This is a genomic window from Mariniblastus fucicola, from assembly GCF_008087665.1.
In the GTDB taxonomy this organism is placed as follows: Bacteria; Planctomycetota; Planctomycetia; order Pirellulales; family Pirellulaceae; genus Mariniblastus; species Mariniblastus fucicola.
In genome coordinates this window covers 4,792,713-4,811,415 of sequence record NZ_CP042912.1, presented here as the reverse complement: position 1 = coordinate 4,811,415, position 18,703 = coordinate 4,792,713, and the positions used below count along the sequence as shown (strand labels likewise).

Genomic DNA, 18,703 nt, shown 5'->3' with positions numbered 1-18,703 from the left:
CAACGCGTCTTTTTTGGGCTTCACGAATCGATCAGCGCGTCAAGGTCCAGGCCGCGTGTTGTTGGACTTGCCAGCAAGGCAGAAGAAATGAGCGCACAAAAAAGTCATGGCATGTCGCTCCATCGTCATGCCATGACTTTATCCTGATGCGAGACGGTCCGTGTCCCGCCCTTGCGGCGCTTGGTTCGGGGTTCCCGATCCACAACCATCATCGACTTGTCAAATTGGTTGACGTTAGTTTTTTGTGAGAAATATTTCTCTGTCAGAATTTTTGGCTCAACTGAACCACTTTGCGCATAACGACGTAAGCGTACAGGCTGACAAGTTTTGCTTGCAATCCGTAGAATCGGAAAACAGAACCAGCCGGATGAAAAAGAGAACCAGGTTCTACCAGGCAACGGCCACTTTGACACCAGATTTGATGCCCAGCATCTCGCTCAAGCTGATCCCAACGATTTCGATTTGAACAAACCCGGACTCTCCGAGACTTGCAACCAGCGTCGCGTCTGGTTCGCCGTGGTTGGTTGGGAAGATGCCAAACGTTTCGTGATCGCCAAACTTTACCGAGATGTTTTCGTCGCCAACCAGACCGGCAACCGAATCGTTGGCGATGTCCGTGATTAGATTGCCAGCAGAGTCACACGAGGCAACGGTTCCGTCGATGCGATTTGAAAGCGCAGTCGATCCCTGCTCAGATTTTCGCTTGGCCATGATTTCCTCCACCAGTTCCGTTTGGGCCCATCCTTGGACGATTTGGCGGATTATTCAAAATCGACAGCGAATCTCAAAGGCCAATTATTTTCAAAATGGATTCTCTCAAAACGCCGGGATTCACATTCGGATTGATTTTCCGGGCTTTCCCGATCAGCGAGCCGACGGCTTTCACCTTCCCGCCTTTGATTTCCTCAATCACAGCCGGATTTTCCTCGATCAACTGCTGGCAAAGCGCGTCCAAATCGCTCGAATCCACCTTCACAATGCCCAATTTATCGAAGGCCTCCTGGACATCACAACCGGACGCAAGCATCTCTGCCAGCACTTCTTTGCCACGGGTCTGATCGACTTCACCAGCGGTAACGCGGGCCAGTAATTCAGCCATCGCATCGGCCGCAACCGGATACGCTTCGATCGTCGCGGCGTTCTCATTTAGATAGCGCATCACTTCCTGGCCAACCCAGTTGCTGGCCATCTTTCCATTGGGTTTGCCAGGTTTGCCGGAGCCATCGGCAACGGCGCGAAAGTAATCCACCATCTCGCGACCCGCGCTGACGATCACGTCCGAGTCATAGTCGTTCAAGCCGTATTCGGATTGAAGCGTTTCCCTCAAAGCTGCCGGCAGATCGCCGAGCGAACTCTTCGCGTCTTCGATCTCCTGTTCCGAAATCACCACCGCGATCAGGTCGGGATCGGGAAAGTATCGATAGTCAGCAGAAAGCTCTTTCTCCCGCTGCGGCGTCGTTTTCTGAGCACTGTCATCCCAGCCGCGAGTCTGCTTCGGCGCGTCGTCGATCGTTTCTCCCGTTTCGCGAAACTCTTTGAACTGTCGTCGCGCTTCATGCGTGATCGCCCGTTCCGCAGCGCGAAAGCTGTTCAGGTTTTTGATCTCCACGATCGGAGTGGCAACTGCTTCTTCGCCGTCCGTGAAATGCAAGTTTACATTCGCGTCGCAGCGAAGACTTCCTTCTTGCATGTTGCAATCGGAAACGTCTACATAGCCCAGGATAAGCTTCAACTCCGTCAGGAACGCTTTTGCTTCTTCAGCACTGCGAATGTCGGGCTTGGTCACGATCTCCAACAGCGGCGTGCCGGTTCGGTTGAGGTCGATTTTCGAAACTCCGCCTTTGCCCGATTCGTCATGCACGCTCTTGCCAGCGTCCTCTTCAAGATGAGCTCGCTCGAGTCGAATCTTTCTGGCCGGTTCATCACTTTTGGGAATTTTTACTTCGACGAAACCTTCACCGCATACCGGTTTGTCGAACTGGCTGATTTGATAGCCTTTGGGCAAATCAGGATAGAAGTAGTTCTTGCGATCCCATTTTGTATAGCGAGCGATTTCACAATTGAGCGCGAGGCCTGTTTTGATCGACAATGCGAGCGCTTTTTCGTTAAGCACCGGAAGTGTTCCCGGCATCCCGGTGCAGACCGGGCAGGTTTGCGTGTTCGGATTCGAGCCGAATTGCGTGGAGCATCCGCAGAACAGCTTCGATTCCGTTTTAAGTTGCACGTGAACTTCAAGGCCAATGATCAGTTTTGCATCGCTGAACTTGAGTCCCTCACGATCGATGGTCGTCATGATGATTGCGGCCTTTTAAGGTGCCAATCGGTTTGAGTTTGATATTGGTGAGCGGCGCGGAACAGAGTCGATTCGCCAAACATGTTGGCTTGGAGTTGCAGTCCGATCGGCAAACCGTCGTCGGCTGAAAAACCGCAGGGCAACGAAATGCCAGGCACTCCGGCAAGGTTCGCCGACGCGGTAAAGACGTCGGCCAGATACATCGCCAACGGGTCTTTGGCGTGTTCGCCGATTTTGAAAGCCGTCGTCGGAACGGTCGGCCCCGCGATCAAGTCAACTTTTTCGAACGCAGCATCGTAATCGTTTTTGATCAGTCGACGGACCTGGGAAGCTTTCTTGTACAACTCGTGATCGTAGCCCGACGAAAGCGAATATGTTCCCAGCAGAATTCGGCGTATGACTTCGTCGCCAAAGTTTACTTTTCGAGTCTTCGAATACATCCCGATCAGGTCTTTGGCTTGTTCCCGTGATGTGTAGCGCACACCGTCGAATCGAGACAGATTGCTGGACGCTTCGCAGGGAGCGACCACATAGTAAGTCGGGACCGCGTACCTGGTGTGTGGCAAATCGATCTCAACAGTTTCGGCTCCCAGTTCCTTGAGCTGCTCGATCGCAGCCATCACACCGGAGCGAACGTTCTCGTTGAGCCCGCTTCCGTCGGGTTCGTTCTCAAAATACTGTTTGCAGATTCCAATCCGCAGGCCTTTCAAGTTCTGGTCGCAATCAGCGACAAAGTCAGGGACATCGTTTCGCGCCGATGTGGAGTCTTTTGCGTCGTGCCCGGAAAGCACGTTCATCAGAATCGCACAGTCCTTTGCACTTCGAGCCATCGGGCCGATCTGGTCCAGCGAACTTGCGAACGCGATCAAGCCATATCGACTGACGCGGCCGTAAGTCGGTTTGACGCCCGTGATGCCGCAAAACGAAGCCGGTTGTCGAATCGAACCGCCGGTGTCGGATCCAATCGAAGCAGGCGAAATTCCGGCGGCGACTGCTGCTGCTGATCCACCGCTGGATCCGCCCGCGACGCAGTCGGCTGACCAGGGATTTTTCGTGACGCCGAAGAAAGAATTCTCAGTCGAGCTGCCCATTGCGAACTCGTCGAGGTTGGCTTTTCCGATGCAGATTGCTCCGGCCGCGCGAAGCCGTTGGACGATCGTGGCATCGTAAGGCGGCACAAAATTCTCCAGCATCTTCGAGCCGGCTGTTGTCCGCTGCCCTTTGGTGCAGATGCCGTCCTTGATTGCGATCGGAACCCCGGCGAGTGGTCCGACGTTTTCACCGGCAGCGATTTTCGCGTCCATCGCGGCGGCTTCAGCCCGAGCGGCTTCTTCGCAATCGCTAACGAAGGCGTTGAGCGTCGGGTTTTGAGCTTTAAGTTGGCTGATCGATTCGTCGACGCACTGCGAAGCGGTTACTTCGCCGGCGGAGACTTGCTGCACGAGTTGTTCGATGGAGTTGTCGAGAACTGACATGGAATGACAAACTAGAAAACGGGTGGAACGCGGTAAAACTCACCATCAGAATCAGGTGCATTTTGCAGAATGATCTCGCGATCGGTGCTGGGCACGACGATATCCCGGCGAACGGCATTGGTCGATTCGGTGGCTCCAAAGAACGGCTCGGTGCCGTCAGGGATTTCGACCTGATCGAGCTGATGGATATAGTTCAAAATCGAATCGAATTCAGTTTGCACTTTGGCAGACTCTTCGTCATTCAATTCGATACGGGCAAGCGACGCGATCTTTTGCGCTGAGGTCTTCGAATCAGGCATCGTGTTCCTGGAGAAAGCAGCAGAGTGAAAGGTGGCAAAGTTGAGCCACAAAAAAATCCGGACACAAGGCCCGGATTCTAATACAATTTGGTTGGTTGTCGTAGCGACGACCGGCAACCTAAGCCTTGGGAAGCGAGAACGGCTTGTTGCGGACGGCTTTCTTGATGAAACCGCTGCGGATACAGCCAGTGCAAACTTTCACACGCTTGTTGGTGCCGTCTGCCTGAGCCACGCGGACGCGTTGCAGGTTGGGACGGAATTGACGGCGAGTTTTGCCAGTAATCTTTGTACCGACACCACCGAGATACTTCGCTTTACCGCGAGTCTCAATTCGGTTTCCCATTTGAGGGCCCTTGCCACAAACTTCACAAACGCGAGCCATGATGAATCCAAATATGAAATAAAATCTTTGTAGTTGTTAAAATCGAGACGCGGAATTATAGCCGTTCAAAGACCGCCCGCAACCGCAAAAAACCGGGGTCAACTCGAAGTATCCCAACTGCGGTGACAATCTGCCTTAAGGTCGGCAAACCGTGGTTGTAAACGGCGTTTTCGGCAATCGAAGACCGAAAGCTTGGGCCAAATGACACTTTTCCAGTCGCTTAGGCCGCCTTTTTCGCCCGAGCCGCTCGCTTGGCCAACTTTCGCTGCCGACGACGCTCAGATTTGCTCATCGAGCTCGATTCGATCTCTGCCAGCTGACTTTCAAGCTCGGACGATGCCGTATCGACAGAAGTTGTGGAAGCTGGAGCAGCCGCAGCCGCTTTCTTCAGCTTTGATTTCTTCGAAACGGCTGGTTTGGGTTGCGGGCTGACGACATGCGGTTGGACGACCGTCTTTGGCGCCGTTTTCACCGAATGAGTTTGCTGCGTCGACGGTTTCGCGGCCGCAGGCTTCGGTTTCTTCTTCAGTTTCTGTTTCGAAGGCGGTGGAGCCGGAGCATTTGATTTTGACTTTGATTTTGCCTCAGCAACCGACTGCTCAGCCCGAGCCTTGGCAGCGGCCTCAGCTTTTGCTTTCACCTCAGCAGCCTTGGCGGCTTTCGCCTCAGCAGCTTTGGCATCCGCGGCCGCCTTAGCGTCAGCTTTGGCTTCTGCCTTGGCCGCCTTAGCCTCAGCTTTGGCCGCAGCCCTTGCCTCCGCCGCAGCCTGTTTCTCGGCTCTGGCAACGGCCTTCGCTTCGGCCTTCGCAGCCGTCCTGGCAGCTCTCTTTTGTGACCAGCTTAAAGGTGCGATTTCAGTTTCTGTTTCAATTTCTGTTTCCGATTCAATCTTGGTTTCCACTTTGGAAATGGTCGTTGCCAACCTCGCAGGCGGCTGGTCGGCGGCCTGTTCCTCATCCACAACCGGTGCTTGCTCTTTGATCTTGAGCTGTATAAGTCCGTGTGCGTGAAGGAAAACGAATCGCGCGTAAACCGTTAGGGCTGCAAATGATCCGACGCAGCCCAGCAGAATACAATTTCCGTAAGCCGTCTTTTGGTCGACCCACGTCAGGCTTTCGGGAACAGCGACGTTTCTCAATGCGATGCAGCCGACGAAACCGATCCAAACTGTCAGAACTGCGGCAAGCGAAAATTTGGAAGCGCGGACTTCGAACAGCATCCGAATCACGATCAACGCCAGCACGATCAACTCGATGGCCATCATCAGCCACGGCGTCTGAACCAGCGAACGGTGCGTCAGGAATTCGAATAGCTTGGCAACGATGCTGCGCAGGTCGATCGCACAATCGAGGCTGGCGAAAAGGAACATCGCGGCCATTAGAATCCAAACTCGATACATGCCGCCGTAGTCGTCGCGTTTGTGCTTTCGCAGCAGGAACAGCTGCAGGCAAATTCCGGAACAAAGCAACAGGCTGATGCTGCAGACCCAATTTGCCAGCGTGCCATCGCCTGAAAGCGCAAACGCCTTTGAGCCTGCTTCGCCGACTACCTGTTCCAACGGTTTCGCGTACCACGCCAGCGAATTTAGCAGCCCGACGATTGAAGCCAGCAGTAAAAAGAAAAGGGTGATCGCGAGAGACCGCTTGGGGATTAAGTCCGTCGTTTTGGGCTGGTTCCTTCGGTTGGCGCCGAACGAATAAGCTTGCATTGGCCTGTTGTCGTCCGCGACAGCGCTCTCGTCGGTGGGAACAAACTCCTCACTGAGCACACGTCTTCGTCGAGCATCCGTGCGACGAGTGACCATAAAAAACTGTCTCCCAAACAATGGCGATTGAGCGGATTGGCCGAAACGGCCGGTGGCGATGAAGGGATCGGGCGGTGATTGCTCGCCCGCTTTGGTAGGTAGTCCCAGAATGTTTTTCGGCATTCGCAGGGGGCAGAATTGAGCGATTGCAACAGAGACTCGTTACCCGTTTTCTGACGGCAATTGGGATCGCTAGCAATCAACGACCTGATTGGACAGCGTCCCAATTCCTTCAATCTCTACCTCCAGCCGATCGCCGGGTTTCAAAAACATAGCCGGGTTTCTCCCCGCCCCAACTCCTGACGGCGTGCCAGTGAAAATCAGGTCGCCCGGTTCGAGTGTGACGAACTGGGAGAGATGTGCGATCAGGAAATCGATTGGAAAGATCAGATGGCTGGTGTTTGAGTGCTGCATTGTTTCTCCGTTCAGCCGCAACGAAATTTCCAGCTGATGCGGATCGGGAATCGAGTCGGCGGTGACGATGCAAGGTCCCAGCGGAGCAAAACTGTCGAACGTTTTGCCGAGCAACCATTGGCCACCGGGCTTTTCTTTTTGCCAGTCCCGTGCCGAGATATCGTTGCCGCAGCAATAGCCGAAAACGTGACTCATCGCGTCGGCGCGGTCAATGAAACGGCCGGCTTTGCCGATGACAACGACCAGTTCCGCCTCGAAGTCAACTTTCTGGCTGATCTTCGGCAGCACAATTTCCGCCCCCGGGGCCGCGATTGCAGAATTAAACTTGCTGAAAACGACAGGAATCGAAGGGGGATCCGAACCCATTTCCTGAGCATGTTTTGCGTAGTTCTTGCCGATGCAGATGATCTTGCCCGGATTCGCGATCGGAGCCCTGAGTTGCACTTCCGACTTTGCGATCAGGCTGTCGGTATCGGACAAAGCAACCCGGGGTTTCAACGAGTCCCAGTCTCGGATCAGCTCGATGGTCGAATCCGGAAATGAATGGACAGGCGGAATATTTTCAAAATCCAGTTTGGCAAAACCGGCGTCCAGTTCTACCGCGATGTGCGAGTTGGTTTGAGTTTTGATTGATACGATTCGCATGACTGTTGCAACCTGCCGGCAAATGGCCAGGGTTATTGGACATCTAAGCACTTTTAAAGCGGAATTTGATACTGAATTCAGGATGTAACCAAGCAGCAACCTAGGTTTACGCTCATTGAAGACAGTTTCTACGACAATTCGCATATCAGATCATCGTGACAAACAATCATGACAATCAGAACGCAGTGATGCCAGAGGACACGAACAAAGTTCTGTTCCCCTATCTGAGTACGCTGTTTTGGTACCTTCGAGAGGGTGTCATTTTTGTTGACCGCGAATACAACGTTGGCGCGTGGAGTCAGGCCGTCGAAAGTATCACCGGACGCGATTCGGCTCAGGCCGTAGGGCAAACAATTCGCCCTTCACTGCTGAGCCTGCATAGCTCGCGAGGTGAACCAATCTCCGCCGACGATTGTCCTGTCGCAGCATCGCTACAAAGCGGAAAAATTCGCACCGGCGACTATCGCATCATCGGCCCTAGTGGCCGCGAAGTCAAAGTTGAACTGACGGTCACACCGGTCATCGATGACAACATCGTACTTGGTGCTGTGATTCTGATCTACGATTCATCCGTCCAGCTGGATTTGCAGCGACAACTGAAAGACCTCTACGAAACATCGGTTCTTGATCCGCTGACTCAGGTCGCCAACCGCGCCGAGTTTGAGCGAGTTCTGTCGGAGACGATCGTTAGCTGTAAAAAAGCCAACGACTTCAACGCCAGCATCATCATCTGCGATATCGACTTTTTCAAATCAATTAACGACAACTTTAATCATCACATCGGTGACCTTGCTCTGGTTGCGTTCGCCAATCAGTTGCAGGAACACGTTCGCGCACAGGACCTTGTGTGCCGATACGGCGGTGAAGAATTTGTCATCCTGTGTGCTCAATGCGACGTTGACTCGGCGATCGACCGGGCCGAACAGATTCGCATGTCACTGGAGAAGACCGCTCAACCGATGCTGGACGGGAAATGCATCACCGCCAGTTTTGGCGTGACCCAACTTCGTGGTAGCGATTCGGCGACTGACTTTTTCGTGCGTGCTGATTCAGCGTTGTTGAAAGCCAAAGAGATGGGGCGAAACCGCGTCGTCGCAGTGGCAACTCCGCAGGGCGAAGCGATGAAGTCCGTCAAAGGCAAATCGCTTTCTGGAGTCACCTGGAAACCGGAAGGCAAGCGGACGCTGCTTTCGGAAGAGTTCGTAACCCAGACGCCGATTTCGGTTCTGGTGGAAAAACTTCGCGGCTTCATCATGGAGTTCGATGCGGAAATTCGCCACGTCCAATCAGATTTCGCGTCTGTTGAAGTCGAGATCGAGAACCGAAAAGACTATAGCCAACGAGGTCGATTTCGCGTCTCGTTCGAGTTCTGCGAGAAGGAGTCAGCGATTGAAACCGGTGGGACTCGAATGAAGAGCTATATCAAGATCGTGATTCGGGAAGCGAAACGAAGTTGGTTTGCGACCAATTGCAAAGAGCTGGCCCCGACACTGTTGGCGGAGATTCGCCACTATCTAATGCTGAATGACGAGTCGAACAAAATACGCGTTGATTCTGCCGGTTCCGCTACGCCAGGCCGCTAGTTCAGGGCCGATTCCTGATTTTGCGGAGCGTCCACGTTTGCCATAAGTGCCGACGCTCGCGAAAGTCCTGCAAAGCACCAGCCTTTCTGATTCGGCCATCCACTGACTTCCAGCATCCCGCCTGATGCGATATCCTTTTGAGTTAGACAGAAGCCCGAAATGCGGTCTTGTCTTTTCGGCTATTAATATCGATTGACTACTCACAGGAAATCCAATGGGATACTCTCTTCCAGAACTCGGATACGACTACAACGCGCTTGAGCCACACATTGACGCTCGCACGATGGAGATTCACCACACCAAACACCACAACGGCTACGTCACCAAAGTGAATGCGGCTCTTGAGGGCACCGATTTGGCTGACAAGCCGATCGAAGAAGTGATCTCAAATCTTGACGCGGTTCCAGAAGACAAACGCGGCGCCGTCCGAAACAACGGTGGCGGCCACGCGAACCACACACTTTTCTGGTCCGTGATGAGTCCCAACGGTGGCGGTGCTCCGACTGGCGATCTTGCCGCTGCGATCGATGAAGCATTCGGCAGTTTCGACAAGTTCAAAGAAGAATTTTCCAACGCGGCCGGAACCCGTTTCGGCAGCGGCTGGGCGTGGTTGTGCTATGACGGTAGCAAGCTTCACGTCGAAAGCACTCCGAATCAGGACAATCCTCTGATGAATGGTCACACGCCGATTCTGGGCTGTGATGTTTGGGAACATGCCTACTACCTGAACTATCAGAACCGCCGTCCGGACTATGTTCAGGCGTTCTTCAACGTGATCAATTGGGATGCAGTTGCCGAGCGTTTTGCCGCAGCAAAAGCGTAGAGCAGCTATCCGTCGAATGGCTTGTCGAATCGCCTTTTGTTGTATGGCTTGGCGATCGCAAGGACGTTGGACACTAAATCGATTTGGGTCGGCATTGTCGGCCCTTTTTTATGCGCCTTGCTTATCCAAAATCAGTCTTTGAAGCTGCAATTTTGGAATATCCGCGACCGCGCTGGTCGCCACCAGTCCAGCCGCTTGGCCAAAAATTAAATCCGCTGGTTTGCTGGGCCATCGCGGTTTGACGCTGGTTTTTCAAACCCCGTCGCAATTGTTTTCCTCCGGCACAGACTTTGCATTTCCGCACGTAGCTCTGTTCACTTCGAACGGAGATCACCCAAGCCAGCTGGAAATGAACAATGGAAGTTATGGAACGTGTCGCGGCCACCGGGATGGGGGCCGTTCTGTTGGAAGACGCAGTGTCGTTTCGTGTTTGGGCACCGCATGCGGATCGAGTCAGCGTTGTTGGCAGTTTCAATGACTGGTCTGCTGACGCCAGCGAAATGCAACGCGACGAAAAAGGTTGCTGGTTTACCGAAGTCAAGAACGCGAAAGCCGGCGACGAATACAAGTTTCAAATCTGCAACGGAGATCAAACGTTTGAACGGATTGATCCTTACGCGAGAGAAGTCACCAACTCTGTCGGCAATGCCGTCGTTCATGATCCGGAATTTGACTGGGCAGACGACGACTTCAAAATGCCGAACCACAACGAGCTGGTCATCTACGAGATGCACATCGGCACCTTCAACCGAACCGATCCGGATCAGCCTGGCGATTTTGCGGACGCGATCAAGCGGCTTGGGCATTTAAAAAAACTGGGCGTCAATGCGATTGAAATCATGCCCGTCGCCGAGTTCGCAGGCGATTGGTCGTGGGGATACAACCCGGCGCACATCTTTGCCATCGAACAGGCCTATGGCGGTCCGGATGCTTTGAAGCGATTCGTCAAAGCGGCTCATGCAGAAGGCCTGGCCGTGATCATGGACGTCGTCTACAACCACTTCGGGCCCAGCGATCTCGACCTCTGGCAGTTCGACGGTTGGAGCGAAAACGGCGGCGGAGGAATCTACTTTTACAACGACTGGCGTAGCACGACGCCCTGGGGCGAAACGCGTCCGGACTATGGCCGCGGAGAAGTTCGTCAGTTCATTTTCGACAACGCGATGATGTGGCTCAACGAGTACCGCGTCGACGGGTTACGCTACGATATGACGGCCTACATTCGAAAAGTCAACGGAATCGATGCTTCTGATATTCCCGAAGGCTGGAGCCTGATGCAGTGGATCAATGGCGAAGTCGCCAACGCGTTTCCGGGCAAACTGCTGGTCGCAGAAGACTTGCAGGGAGACCCTTACCTGACGCAAACGCTTTCGAGTGGCGGTGCCGGATTCTCGACTCAGTGGGATGCTCACTTTGTTCATCCCGTTCGCGATGTCGTGCAACAAGTCGAAGATGACTATCGCGATATGCACAAAATCCGCGACGCGCTGCAGTTTCGCTATAACGATGACGCCTTCCAGCGAGTGATCTACAGCGAATCGCACGACGAAATCGCCAACGGTAAATCGCGAGTGCCAGAAGAAATCACTCCTGGCGAAGCCGACAGCTACCACGCACAAAAGCTCTCCACCGTCGCGGCGGCACTGGCGTTGACCGCACCGGGAATTCCGATGTTGATGCAGGGCCAGGAGTTCGTCGAAGACCTGCATTTCGACGACGCCGATCCGCTCGACTGGGATCGCGCCGAACAGTTCCGTGGCATCACGCGATTGTATCGAGATCTCATTTCTCTGCGGCTGAACGAAAACGGAATCTCTCGCGGACTTGTCGGCCAACACATCAACGTTCACCACGTCAACGACGGCGACAAAGTCGTGGCCTTTCATCGTTGGTGTGATGGCGGCGCAGGTGATGACGTAGTTGTGCTGGTCAACTTTGCTGACCGGTCCTGGGATCACTACCAGATCGGGTTTCCTTCCGAAGGAACGTGGCGGTTGAGACTCAACTCGGACTGGACCGGGTACAGCGATGACTTCTGTGACCACCCGGTTTCCGATGTCGTCGTCGAAGCAGTCGGACGAGACGGGTATCCAGCCAACGGAACCCTGTCGTTCGGACCCTATGCAATCCTGATTCTGTCGAAAGAACCAGGCGATTCGGATGCAAACGATTCACAAACAGGAGAGCAGGAATGATTACGACAGAAGCAAACAGGATAGACTCGCGGGCAACGGGATACCGCCATGCGAGTCGCGCGGGACAAGCCAGGCAGCTTCGACCCGCCGATGGGATTCTTGATTGCGTTGGCGGCACACCGCTGGTCCGATTCCGCCGCTATCTCGACGAGGACTCCGTTGAGCTGTACGCAAAACTGGAGTCGTCAAATCCCGGAGGCAGTGCCAAAGATCGCCCTGCCCTGCGAATGCTGACTCATGCGATGAAGACTGGCCGACTGAGAAAGGGCGACACCGTCATCGAGTCGTCTTCCGGGAACATGGGGATCGGACTATCGCAAGCCTGCCGCTTTCACGGTTTGAACTTTATTTGCGTCGTCGATCCAAACGCTCAATCGCAAAACGTCGCCATCATGAAGGCCTACGGCGCGAACGTGGTTCGAGTCACCGAACCAGTCGATGGCAGCTTTCTTGGTGCTCGACTCAAACGAGTCAACGAACTGTTGGAGCAGATTTCAGGCAGCTATTGGCCTAACCAGTATGCGAACCGCCAGAATCCGATCTCTCATCAAACCGGCACGATTCGGGAAATCGATCAGGCGCTTGAAGGAGACATCGACTATCTGTTTGTCGCGACCAGTAGCACAGGCACGGCTCAAGGATGCCGCGACTATTTGCGACAAATGGGGCGTGAAACGAAAGTCGTCGCGGTGGACGCCAACGGCAGCGTGCTGTTCGGCGGTTCGCCAGGCAAGCGGCTGATCCCGGGACTGGGCGCCGGACATGAGCCTGCTCTCGCACGCGAGCAAAGTTTCGACGACGTCGTCCGGGTTTCGGATCTGGATTGCGTTGTCGGTTGCCGTCGAGCGGCGGAACGGGAGGCGGTGCTAGTGGGAGGTTCGGCAGGAGGAGTTTTGGAAGTCGTACGATCGCTTCAGTTGCAACTTCAGGGCAAAAAGTGTGCTGCGATTCTTCACGACTCAGGAACTCGCTATCTCGACACAGTCTACAACAACGGTTGGGTTGAGGAATCTCTGGGCGTCAGTGCGGACGTGCTCGAGAAGCGAATAGACTCCCCGGCATTACCCGCAAAGCAAGAGGCTCAGCCATGATTCAGACCCTTAAACGATCTCTGGTCTCAAGCGACAGAAGCGAAAGTCTCGCGGTGAACCGAAACAGCCGAACAAATGAAACGCTTCGTATCGGAATTGTTGGCTGCGGTCCGCGTGGGTTGTATTGTCTCCAATCGCTGGCCGACGAACTGGTGAACTCGGAAGTTTCGCAACCCGTTGAAGTTCTCATTTTCGAACCTGCTGACTTTCCCGGTGCCGGCAACGTCTATACTCCCAATCAACCCGCGTACCTGAAGATGAACTTTGCCGCGAAGCATATCGACGCGTGGTCACGCGGTGAGAGCCACGATCAGGAACGCGTGCCTCTGGTGCAATGGCTCAACACGCAGGGCGAATCTCCGGCGGGTCCCGATGACTTTGTGCCTCGTCGAGATGTTGGACGCTATCTTCACGACTGCTTTCAACGCGTGATCAGCAAACTCCGTAGTGTTGCAGAGATCAAATTTCATCGTGACTGTGTCGATTCAATCGAGCCTGAAGATCGTCATTGGATTCTCGGAGCCGGCGGCAAGACGTACGTGTTGGATCAGGTCGTCATCACCGTCGGGCATGGAGGCGAGCCTGAATCTGCCGAATCAAGCGGCGAATCGACGAACAGCATTCCCGTCTTTCCGGTCAACCAAAATTTGAATGCCAGGACGGTGCAGCCAAACTCCAGGGTCGCCATCCGAGGTTTCGGATTGACTTCGATTGATGCCGTATTGGCGATGACCGAAGGTCGCGGAGGCCAATTCAAACGTGGCGAGGCGGGATGGGAATACGAACGCAGCGGCGACGAGCCAGCCGTGATCATGCCGTATACTCGATCCGGTCGTCCGATGCTGTCCAAGCCGGACGAAACGATTTTTGTTCAGCCAGTGCAACTGGAAGAAATCTGGGCGCGAGGTCGCGCAGCAATCGACGTTACGGCAAGACCAGTCACGGCGTCGGCAATGGTCCATCAAGTCTGGCAGTCGGTGACTGAAGCCGCTTCTTCCGCGGTCAATTTCTGCTCGGGACGAAACTCAATTTCAGCCTCATCAGTTAAAGGCTGGTTTGACCACTGGTGCCGACAGCCGATGCAGCCCTATGGAACCCTCGCGGCGATGCAGCAGTCGTACGCTGTTTCCACCGGGCAGATCATGCCGGACATCGCGTGGGCTCTCGGCGCGGCTTGGCGAAACCTCTATCCCGCGATTGCCCGTTGCGTTAGCCACGAAGGTTTGCTCGCAGAAGCCTGGCCGGTCTTCAACACGATCGGCATCGAGATGGAGCGAATCGCATTCGGACCACCCGCGGAAAATCAAGGGAAAATGTTGGCGTTAGTCCGCGCAGGTATCCTTGACCTCAATTTCATCACCGCGTCGATGCAGTGTGCCGCAAAGTCAAAACCTGCGTTGGTCGCCGGCGAGAATCGCATCGAAATCGATCATCACGTCAACGCGGTTCTGCCTTCGCCGTTGGAAAACTGTTCCAACGGACCTGTCGCGAAGCTGCTTTCCGATAGAATCGTTCAGCGAATCGAGAGCGGTGGTGGGATCCACGTTGACCGCAACGGAAACGCGATCCACGACGGGACTGTCGTTGAAGGCCTGGCGATTTTCGGACGAATCACCGAAGGCTGTGTGCTCGGCAATGACACGCTCAGCCGAAAACTGCACCGCCATCCCGATCGATGGGCAAAGTCGATTGTTGAGCAAATCAAACAGAAAGAAATGACGCAATGAGTTTCGCGACCGCAACTGAGAATCAACTTGGCGAAGGCACTTCGAAATTGCGAGCGAACTGCAGCGGAATTGTTGCGCTAAGTGCGCGACTCGAGTCCTGGATGACGGAAGCGTTGTCGAATACGCCAACGGAGATTGTACAGTCGATCGAACAGTTTGGCTCGCCATTGAATGTCATCGCCACGGCTCCTCTGGTGAGAAATTTACGGCAACTTGAGTCCGTCGCTGCGGAGCGCGATTTGCCTTTCAAAGTCTTCTTTGCCCGCAAGTCCAACAAATGCCTCGCATTCGTTGATGCGGCCCATCAAGCGGGTGGCGGAGTCGATGTGGCGAGCGAGCAGGAATGTAGGCAGGCTCTTGATCGGGGTGTTCCTGGTCCGGACATCATTTGCACCGCGGCGATCAAAACGAAAGCTCTGGTTGAACTTTGCGTCGCCAATCAGGTCACCATCGCAATCGACAATCGTGACGAATTGCAACGAGTGCGAGAAATCGCTGCAGCGTCGAAGGCGACCGCAGAGATCGCTATTCGTATCAGCGGATTTGTTCATGACGGCGAAAAACTTCATTCACGTTTTGGGTTTGATGTGGATGAAGTTCAAGACCTCGCCAGCAGCACCTTGCGATCCATCGATCGCAAAGAGGTCCGCGTGATCGGATTGCATTTTCATCTCGACGGCTACTGCAGCAAGCAGCGAGTGTCCGCAATTCGCCAGTGCCTTCCGCTCGTTGACCATTTCCGATCGGTGGGGCTCGATGTTCGTTTTGTCGATATCGGCGGCGGACTTCCGATGAGCTACCTCGAAAGCGAACAGCAGTGGAATCGGTTTTGGCGAGAGCATCGGGACGCGTTGCAATCCAAGCGGACTGAGCTCACGTATCGCAACCACGGGTTAGGCTTTTTACCAGTCGACGGCGAAGTACATGGGAAACGCAACACCTATCCCTACTGGCAAAATCCAGTTCGAGCCCAATGGCTGCAGCATGTTTTGGATGACAGTGCATGCGCCGAGCAGAAAGCGGATCTTGAGCCAAACGTCCCAACGATTGCGGACGCGTTGCGTGATCGTTCTTTGCAACTGCGCTGTGAACCGGGCCGCAGTTTGCTTGACGGTTGCGGCATGACCCTCGCCCGAGTCGAGTTCGTCAAGCAGCATCACTCCGGCGACCATTTCGTCGGCGTCGCGATGAATCGGACTCAATGTCGGACAGGTAGCGATGACTATCTGGTCGATCCGGTCGTGATTCGCGGTCAAGAGAATGACGACCAGACGCAGATTGAAGGGTATTTGGTTGGAGCCTATTGCACCGAATCGGAATTGATCTCGTTGAGGAAACTTCGGTTTCCGAATGGAATTGCGGCTGGCGATGTGATTGCGATTCCGAACACTGCCGGGTATTTCATGCACTTTCTCGAGAGCCGATCGCATCAGTTTCCGCTGGCGAAAAATGTTCTTGCGGAGAATAACTCACCGCTGACGTGGCGATTGGACGAAATTGACTCAGAGCACGCGGAGAAGTAACCGGTGAAGGTGCCAGCAGGGAAATGAAGCAGAGGCTTTTTTTCTCTGACAGGTCTACTTTGCAACGTTCCGTTGTTAATACAGCCATTCAGTCGGCAAGAACTTCATGAGCTACACCTACGATTATCCACGTCCAGCCGTCAGTGCCGACGTCGTCGTGTTTGACTCGAGCACAGATTCGATATTGCTGATCCAGCGGAAGAAGGATCCATTCGCCGGGTCGTGGGCGTTGCCGGGTGGCTTCATGGAAATGGACGAAGCAGCTGACGCCACTGCGATCCGTGAACTCAAGGAGGAGACTGGGCTGGTGGTGGCCCAGGTTGAACAGATCGGAGCCTATTCAGCTGTCGATCGCGATCCCAGAGGACGCGTTGTGACCGTGGCTTTCATGGCGGAAGCCTCGACTTCCGAATCGATCGCCGCTGCCGACGATGCTGCGGACGCCAAGTGGTTCCCGGTCGATGATCTGCCAGAACTGGCCTTTGACCATTCGCAAATCATTTCGGATTGCTTCTCAAAGTCCGACAAAGGCTAAACAGCCTTCGAATAGCCGTGATTCGGTCAGAGGATCGCCAACTGGCTCGCACTCGCCAAACTCTCTCAATCCCCGATGCTTCGTGGTTTGCCAGGAATGCTATCGCTTTTGAAGCTTGACGGCGAAAAAAGGCGTCTCTAACATCCCGGCGCAAAAAATTCCTACGAATTGGGTCAGCAACTTGAGCCAATTTTCCGATAAAGCGCTTTGAGTAAACCTTGACGACAAGGGACAGTTTCTCGCCTCGATGAACGGTACCCGAATGATTGGGATTCCAATGCTTCAGAAACCACGATCCAAATCCACAAGCAAAAATTCGTTGCGAGCGATGGTCTTACTCGTCGCGCTGGGTCTGCTGGCGTTGCCCGGATGCCAAACATTTAAATCGACGTTTCAGTCGATGCCCAAACTCTCCGACATGAAGATGCCGAGTCCGAGCGATCTTGCGTTTTGGAAAAAAGAATCAGATTCCGCTCCGCCGCCACCTCCGTCGCGCCACCTGAATCCCGCGATGACTGAGGGCAGCAGTTTGGCCAGTCAGAACACTGATCAGGATCGCAGCGATATCGACATTGATGATTACCGTCGGAAAATCGATGCGATGAAAGACGGAATCGCTTCGGCTGAAAAAGAGTTAGGCGGCAGTAAAAAGCCGTTGCGGAAACCATACGGTGGCGAATCCACATTCGGGGACAGTTCATTCGGCAGCAACTCATTCGGCAATAGTGCTGGAACGTTCAAGTCAGACTTCAAGGCAGATCTTGCAGCTGCTGGAAACAGCATTGACCAGGGATTCGCCTCGGCGAAGGAAAAAGCGTCGACGTTCGGATCGAACTCTCTGTCGGATGCTCAGCAGAGATTCAACGACGCGGTTGCGGATACGAAAAAGCCGTTTGGCAATGGCGATTTCCGTGCACCGGCTGACGTTCTATCGACTGCTCCCTCGAATGAGTTCAAGAACGCGCTCGCGAGAACGAACAGTCAGCTGCAAACCGGAATCGACAACGCGCGAAAGAGTGCCGGCTTGGATTCGGCTGCGGCGAAAGTCAATCAGTCGCTTTACGACATGAACGGTCAGCTAACAACTGGCGGAACGAACGCATCGAAGGCGATTGGCAACTCGGTCGATGCTGCCCGGCAAAGGTTTAGCAACGTGATGGGAACCGTCAGCGATCGCGCTATCGAAGCGGCGAAGACTTCCAAGGACTTCGGTGGAGGACTGAAAGACAAGATCGTTTCGGCTGCTTCCGAGTTCAAGCCACCATTGCGAGGCGAAGACAACGGGTTCAAGCCAAAGTTCACGCGTGCAAGCGATCCAGTCGCTGCTGAAGCTCAGGAACTACTCAATAAAGCCAAAGATCGGGTCGCAGGCTTGGGGACAGGATTCGATTTCCCGGGTGCTCAGAATCAGGAGCCAAAGTTTGGCAGTCCGTCAAACACTTCTGGTGCGTCCGGTGGCTTCGCGGCCGCAACGCCAAGTCAGCCCGCTCAAACTGCTCAGCCGACGGCATCGTTTGGTGGAACCTTCAATCAGCCACGCATCGCCAATGTGACGCCTGTTGCGACCCCGAGTCAAAGTGGCTCTGGGTTCGGCCAGCGTAGTGGAATCGATTCCAGTTTGACGAACTCCTGGCACAACGGCACAACACAGTCTCAACTGAAACCCATTGAAATTGGTACACCTTCGTCGACGCCTGGCAACAACTTGCGAACGGCTGCGGTGCAGAATAGCGATCTCGGATCGTCGTCTTCGGTATCCAATATTCCGGCTGCTTTTGATGCAGGCCGCAACGCGATGACCAGCCACGTCAGCGAGATTGACATCCCTGCGAAAATTCTCAGCGGTTCCGGAAGTTATGCTCCCGGCAGCGTCAACAAAGTCAGATAGAGCTTGTAGAAAGCGATCGCTTTCGA

At 54.3% G+C, this 18,703-nt stretch carries 15 protein-coding genes; 8 read left to right on the top strand and 7 right to left on the bottom strand.

From position 1 onward, the window contains the following. Nucleotides 1-387: 387 nt before the first annotated feature. From MFFC18_RS17800 to MFFC18_RS17770, 7 genes are all read right to left on the bottom strand, one after another. Nucleotides 388-711: an SAM hydroxide adenosyltransferase gene (locus MFFC18_RS17800; protein WP_075083009.1), complete on the bottom strand. Its 324-nt coding sequence runs from the start codon at nucleotides 709-711 to the stop codon at nucleotides 388-390. Nucleotides 712-784: 73 nt separating this feature from the next. After that, complete coding sequence (gene gatB / locus MFFC18_RS17795) at nucleotides 785-2,293, bottom strand: Asp-tRNA(Asn)/Glu-tRNA(Gln) amidotransferase subunit GatB (RefSeq protein WP_075083010.1); 1,509 nt, start codon at nucleotides 2,291-2,293, stop codon at nucleotides 785-787. Next, nucleotides 2,290-3,768, bottom strand: coding sequence for an Asp-tRNA(Asn)/Glu-tRNA(Gln) amidotransferase subunit GatA (gene gatA, locus MFFC18_RS17790; protein ID WP_075083011.1), 1,479 nt, complete (start codon nucleotides 3,766-3,768; stop codon nucleotides 2,290-2,292). Before gatA ends, gatB begins: the two co-directional genes overlap by 4 nt. An 11-nt stretch (nucleotides 3,769-3,779) precedes the next feature. Next, on the bottom strand, nucleotides 3,780-4,067 hold the full coding sequence (gene gatC / locus MFFC18_RS17785) for an Asp-tRNA(Asn)/Glu-tRNA(Gln) amidotransferase subunit GatC (protein WP_075083012.1): 288 nt from the start codon (nucleotides 4,065-4,067) through the stop codon (nucleotides 3,780-3,782). 118 nt (nucleotides 4,068-4,185) lie between these two features. Next, entirely contained in the window at nucleotides 4,186-4,449 is a 264-nt protein-coding gene (gene rpmB, locus MFFC18_RS17780; protein ID WP_075083013.1) for a 50S ribosomal protein L28, read from the bottom strand. A gap of 220 nt (nucleotides 4,450-4,669) precedes the next feature. Beyond that, a complete protein-coding gene (locus MFFC18_RS17775; protein WP_148618962.1) occupies nucleotides 4,670-6,253 on the bottom strand; it encodes a hypothetical protein in 1,584 nt (527 codons plus the stop codon). Nucleotides 6,254-6,445: 192 nt separating this feature from the next. Then, on the bottom strand, nucleotides 6,446-7,312 hold the full coding sequence (locus MFFC18_RS17770; RefSeq protein ID WP_075083015.1) for a fumarylacetoacetate hydrolase family protein: 867 nt from the start codon (nucleotides 7,310-7,312) through the stop codon (nucleotides 6,446-6,448). 155 nt (nucleotides 7,313-7,467) lie between these two features. On the opposite strand from MFFC18_RS17770, the gene MFFC18_RS17765 reads away from it, so the two are divergent. The 8 genes from MFFC18_RS17765 (at nucleotide 7,468) to MFFC18_RS17730 (ending at nucleotide 18,677) form a co-directional block, all read left to right on the top strand. Beyond that, nucleotides 7,468-8,895: a GGDEF domain-containing protein gene (locus MFFC18_RS17765; protein WP_075083016.1), complete on the top strand. Its 1,428-nt coding sequence runs from the start codon at nucleotides 7,468-7,470 to the stop codon at nucleotides 8,893-8,895. A 214-nt stretch (nucleotides 8,896-9,109) separates the two neighbouring features. Then, nucleotides 9,110-9,718, top strand: a complete 609-nt coding sequence (locus MFFC18_RS17760) for a superoxide dismutase (protein ID WP_075083017.1) — start codon at nucleotides 9,110-9,112, stop codon at nucleotides 9,716-9,718. 356 nt (nucleotides 9,719-10,074) lie between these two features. Beyond that, nucleotides 10,075-11,913: an alpha-amylase family glycosyl hydrolase gene (locus tag MFFC18_RS17755; RefSeq protein ID WP_075083019.1), complete on the top strand. Its 1,839-nt coding sequence runs from the start codon at nucleotides 10,075-10,077 to the stop codon at nucleotides 11,911-11,913. Further along, nucleotides 11,910-13,004: a 2,3-diaminopropionate biosynthesis protein SbnA gene (gene sbnA / locus MFFC18_RS17750; RefSeq protein ID WP_084416889.1), complete on the top strand. Its 1,095-nt coding sequence runs from the start codon at nucleotides 11,910-11,912 to the stop codon at nucleotides 13,002-13,004. Before MFFC18_RS17755 ends, sbnA begins: the two co-directional genes overlap by 4 nt. Continuing rightward, nucleotides 13,001-14,731 carry an FAD/NAD(P)-binding protein gene (locus MFFC18_RS17745; RefSeq protein WP_084416890.1) on the top strand — a complete coding sequence of 577 codons (1,731 nt, stop codon included), beginning with the start codon at nucleotides 13,001-13,003 and terminating at the stop codon, nucleotides 14,729-14,731. Before sbnA ends, MFFC18_RS17745 begins: the two co-directional genes overlap by 4 nt. Then, nucleotides 14,728-16,254, top strand: coding sequence for a Y4yA family PLP-dependent enzyme (locus MFFC18_RS17740; protein WP_084416891.1), 1,527 nt, complete (start codon nucleotides 14,728-14,730; stop codon nucleotides 16,252-16,254). Before MFFC18_RS17745 ends, MFFC18_RS17740 begins: the two co-directional genes overlap by 4 nt. A gap of 106 nt (nucleotides 16,255-16,360) precedes the next feature. Beyond that, nucleotides 16,361-16,789 carry an NUDIX domain-containing protein gene (locus MFFC18_RS17735; protein WP_075083020.1) on the top strand — a complete coding sequence of 143 codons (429 nt, stop codon included), beginning with the start codon at nucleotides 16,361-16,363 and terminating at the stop codon, nucleotides 16,787-16,789. A 277-nt stretch (nucleotides 16,790-17,066) separates the two neighbouring features. After that, nucleotides 17,067-18,677, top strand: a complete 1,611-nt coding sequence (locus MFFC18_RS17730; RefSeq protein ID WP_148618961.1) for a hypothetical protein — start codon at nucleotides 17,067-17,069, stop codon at nucleotides 18,675-18,677. The last annotated feature ends 26 nt before the right edge of the window (nucleotides 18,678-18,703 follow it).

What these genes read in the sequence shown, in the direction of transcription:
- gatC (WP_075083012.1), bottom strand. Translation starts at nt 4,067, where the DNA reads ATGCCTGATTCGAAGACCTCAGCGCAAAAGATCGCGTCGCTTGCCCGT.
- MFFC18_RS17745 (WP_084416890.1), top strand. Translation starts at nt 13,001, where the DNA reads ATGATTCAGACCCTTAAACGATCTCTGGTCTCAAGCGACAGAAGCGAA.
- MFFC18_RS17775 (WP_148618962.1), bottom strand. Translation starts at nt 6,253, where the DNA reads ATGGTCACTCGTCGCACGGATGCTCGACGAAGACGTGTGCTCAGTGAG.
- MFFC18_RS17730 (WP_148618961.1), top strand. Translation starts at nt 17,067, where the DNA reads ATGCTTCAGAAACCACGATCCAAATCCACAAGCAAAAATTCGTTGCGA.
- MFFC18_RS17755 (WP_075083019.1), top strand. Translation starts at nt 10,075, where the DNA reads ATGGAAGTTATGGAACGTGTCGCGGCCACCGGGATGGGGGCCGTTCTG.
- sbnA (WP_084416889.1), top strand. Translation starts at nt 11,910, where the DNA reads ATGATTACGACAGAAGCAAACAGGATAGACTCGCGGGCAACGGGATAC.
- gatA (WP_075083011.1), bottom strand. Translation starts at nt 3,768, where the DNA reads ATGTCAGTTCTCGACAACTCCATCGAACAACTCGTGCAGCAAGTCTCC.
- MFFC18_RS17760 (WP_075083017.1), top strand. Translation starts at nt 9,110, where the DNA reads ATGGGATACTCTCTTCCAGAACTCGGATACGACTACAACGCGCTTGAG.
- MFFC18_RS17800 (WP_075083009.1), bottom strand. Translation starts at nt 711, where the DNA reads ATGGCCAAGCGAAAATCTGAGCAGGGATCGACTGCGCTTTCAAATCGC.
- MFFC18_RS17770 (WP_075083015.1), bottom strand. Translation starts at nt 7,312, where the DNA reads ATGCGAATCGTATCAATCAAAACTCAAACCAACTCGCACATCGCGGTA.
- rpmB (WP_075083013.1), bottom strand. Translation starts at nt 4,449, where the DNA reads ATGGCTCGCGTTTGTGAAGTTTGTGGCAAGGGCCCTCAAATGGGAAAC.
- MFFC18_RS17740 (WP_084416891.1), top strand. Translation starts at nt 14,728, where the DNA reads ATGAGTTTCGCGACCGCAACTGAGAATCAACTTGGCGAAGGCACTTCG.
- MFFC18_RS17735 (WP_075083020.1), top strand. Translation starts at nt 16,361, where the DNA reads ATGAGCTACACCTACGATTATCCACGTCCAGCCGTCAGTGCCGACGTC.
- gatB (WP_075083010.1), bottom strand. Translation starts at nt 2,293, where the DNA reads ATGACGACCATCGATCGTGAGGGACTCAAGTTCAGCGATGCAAAACTG.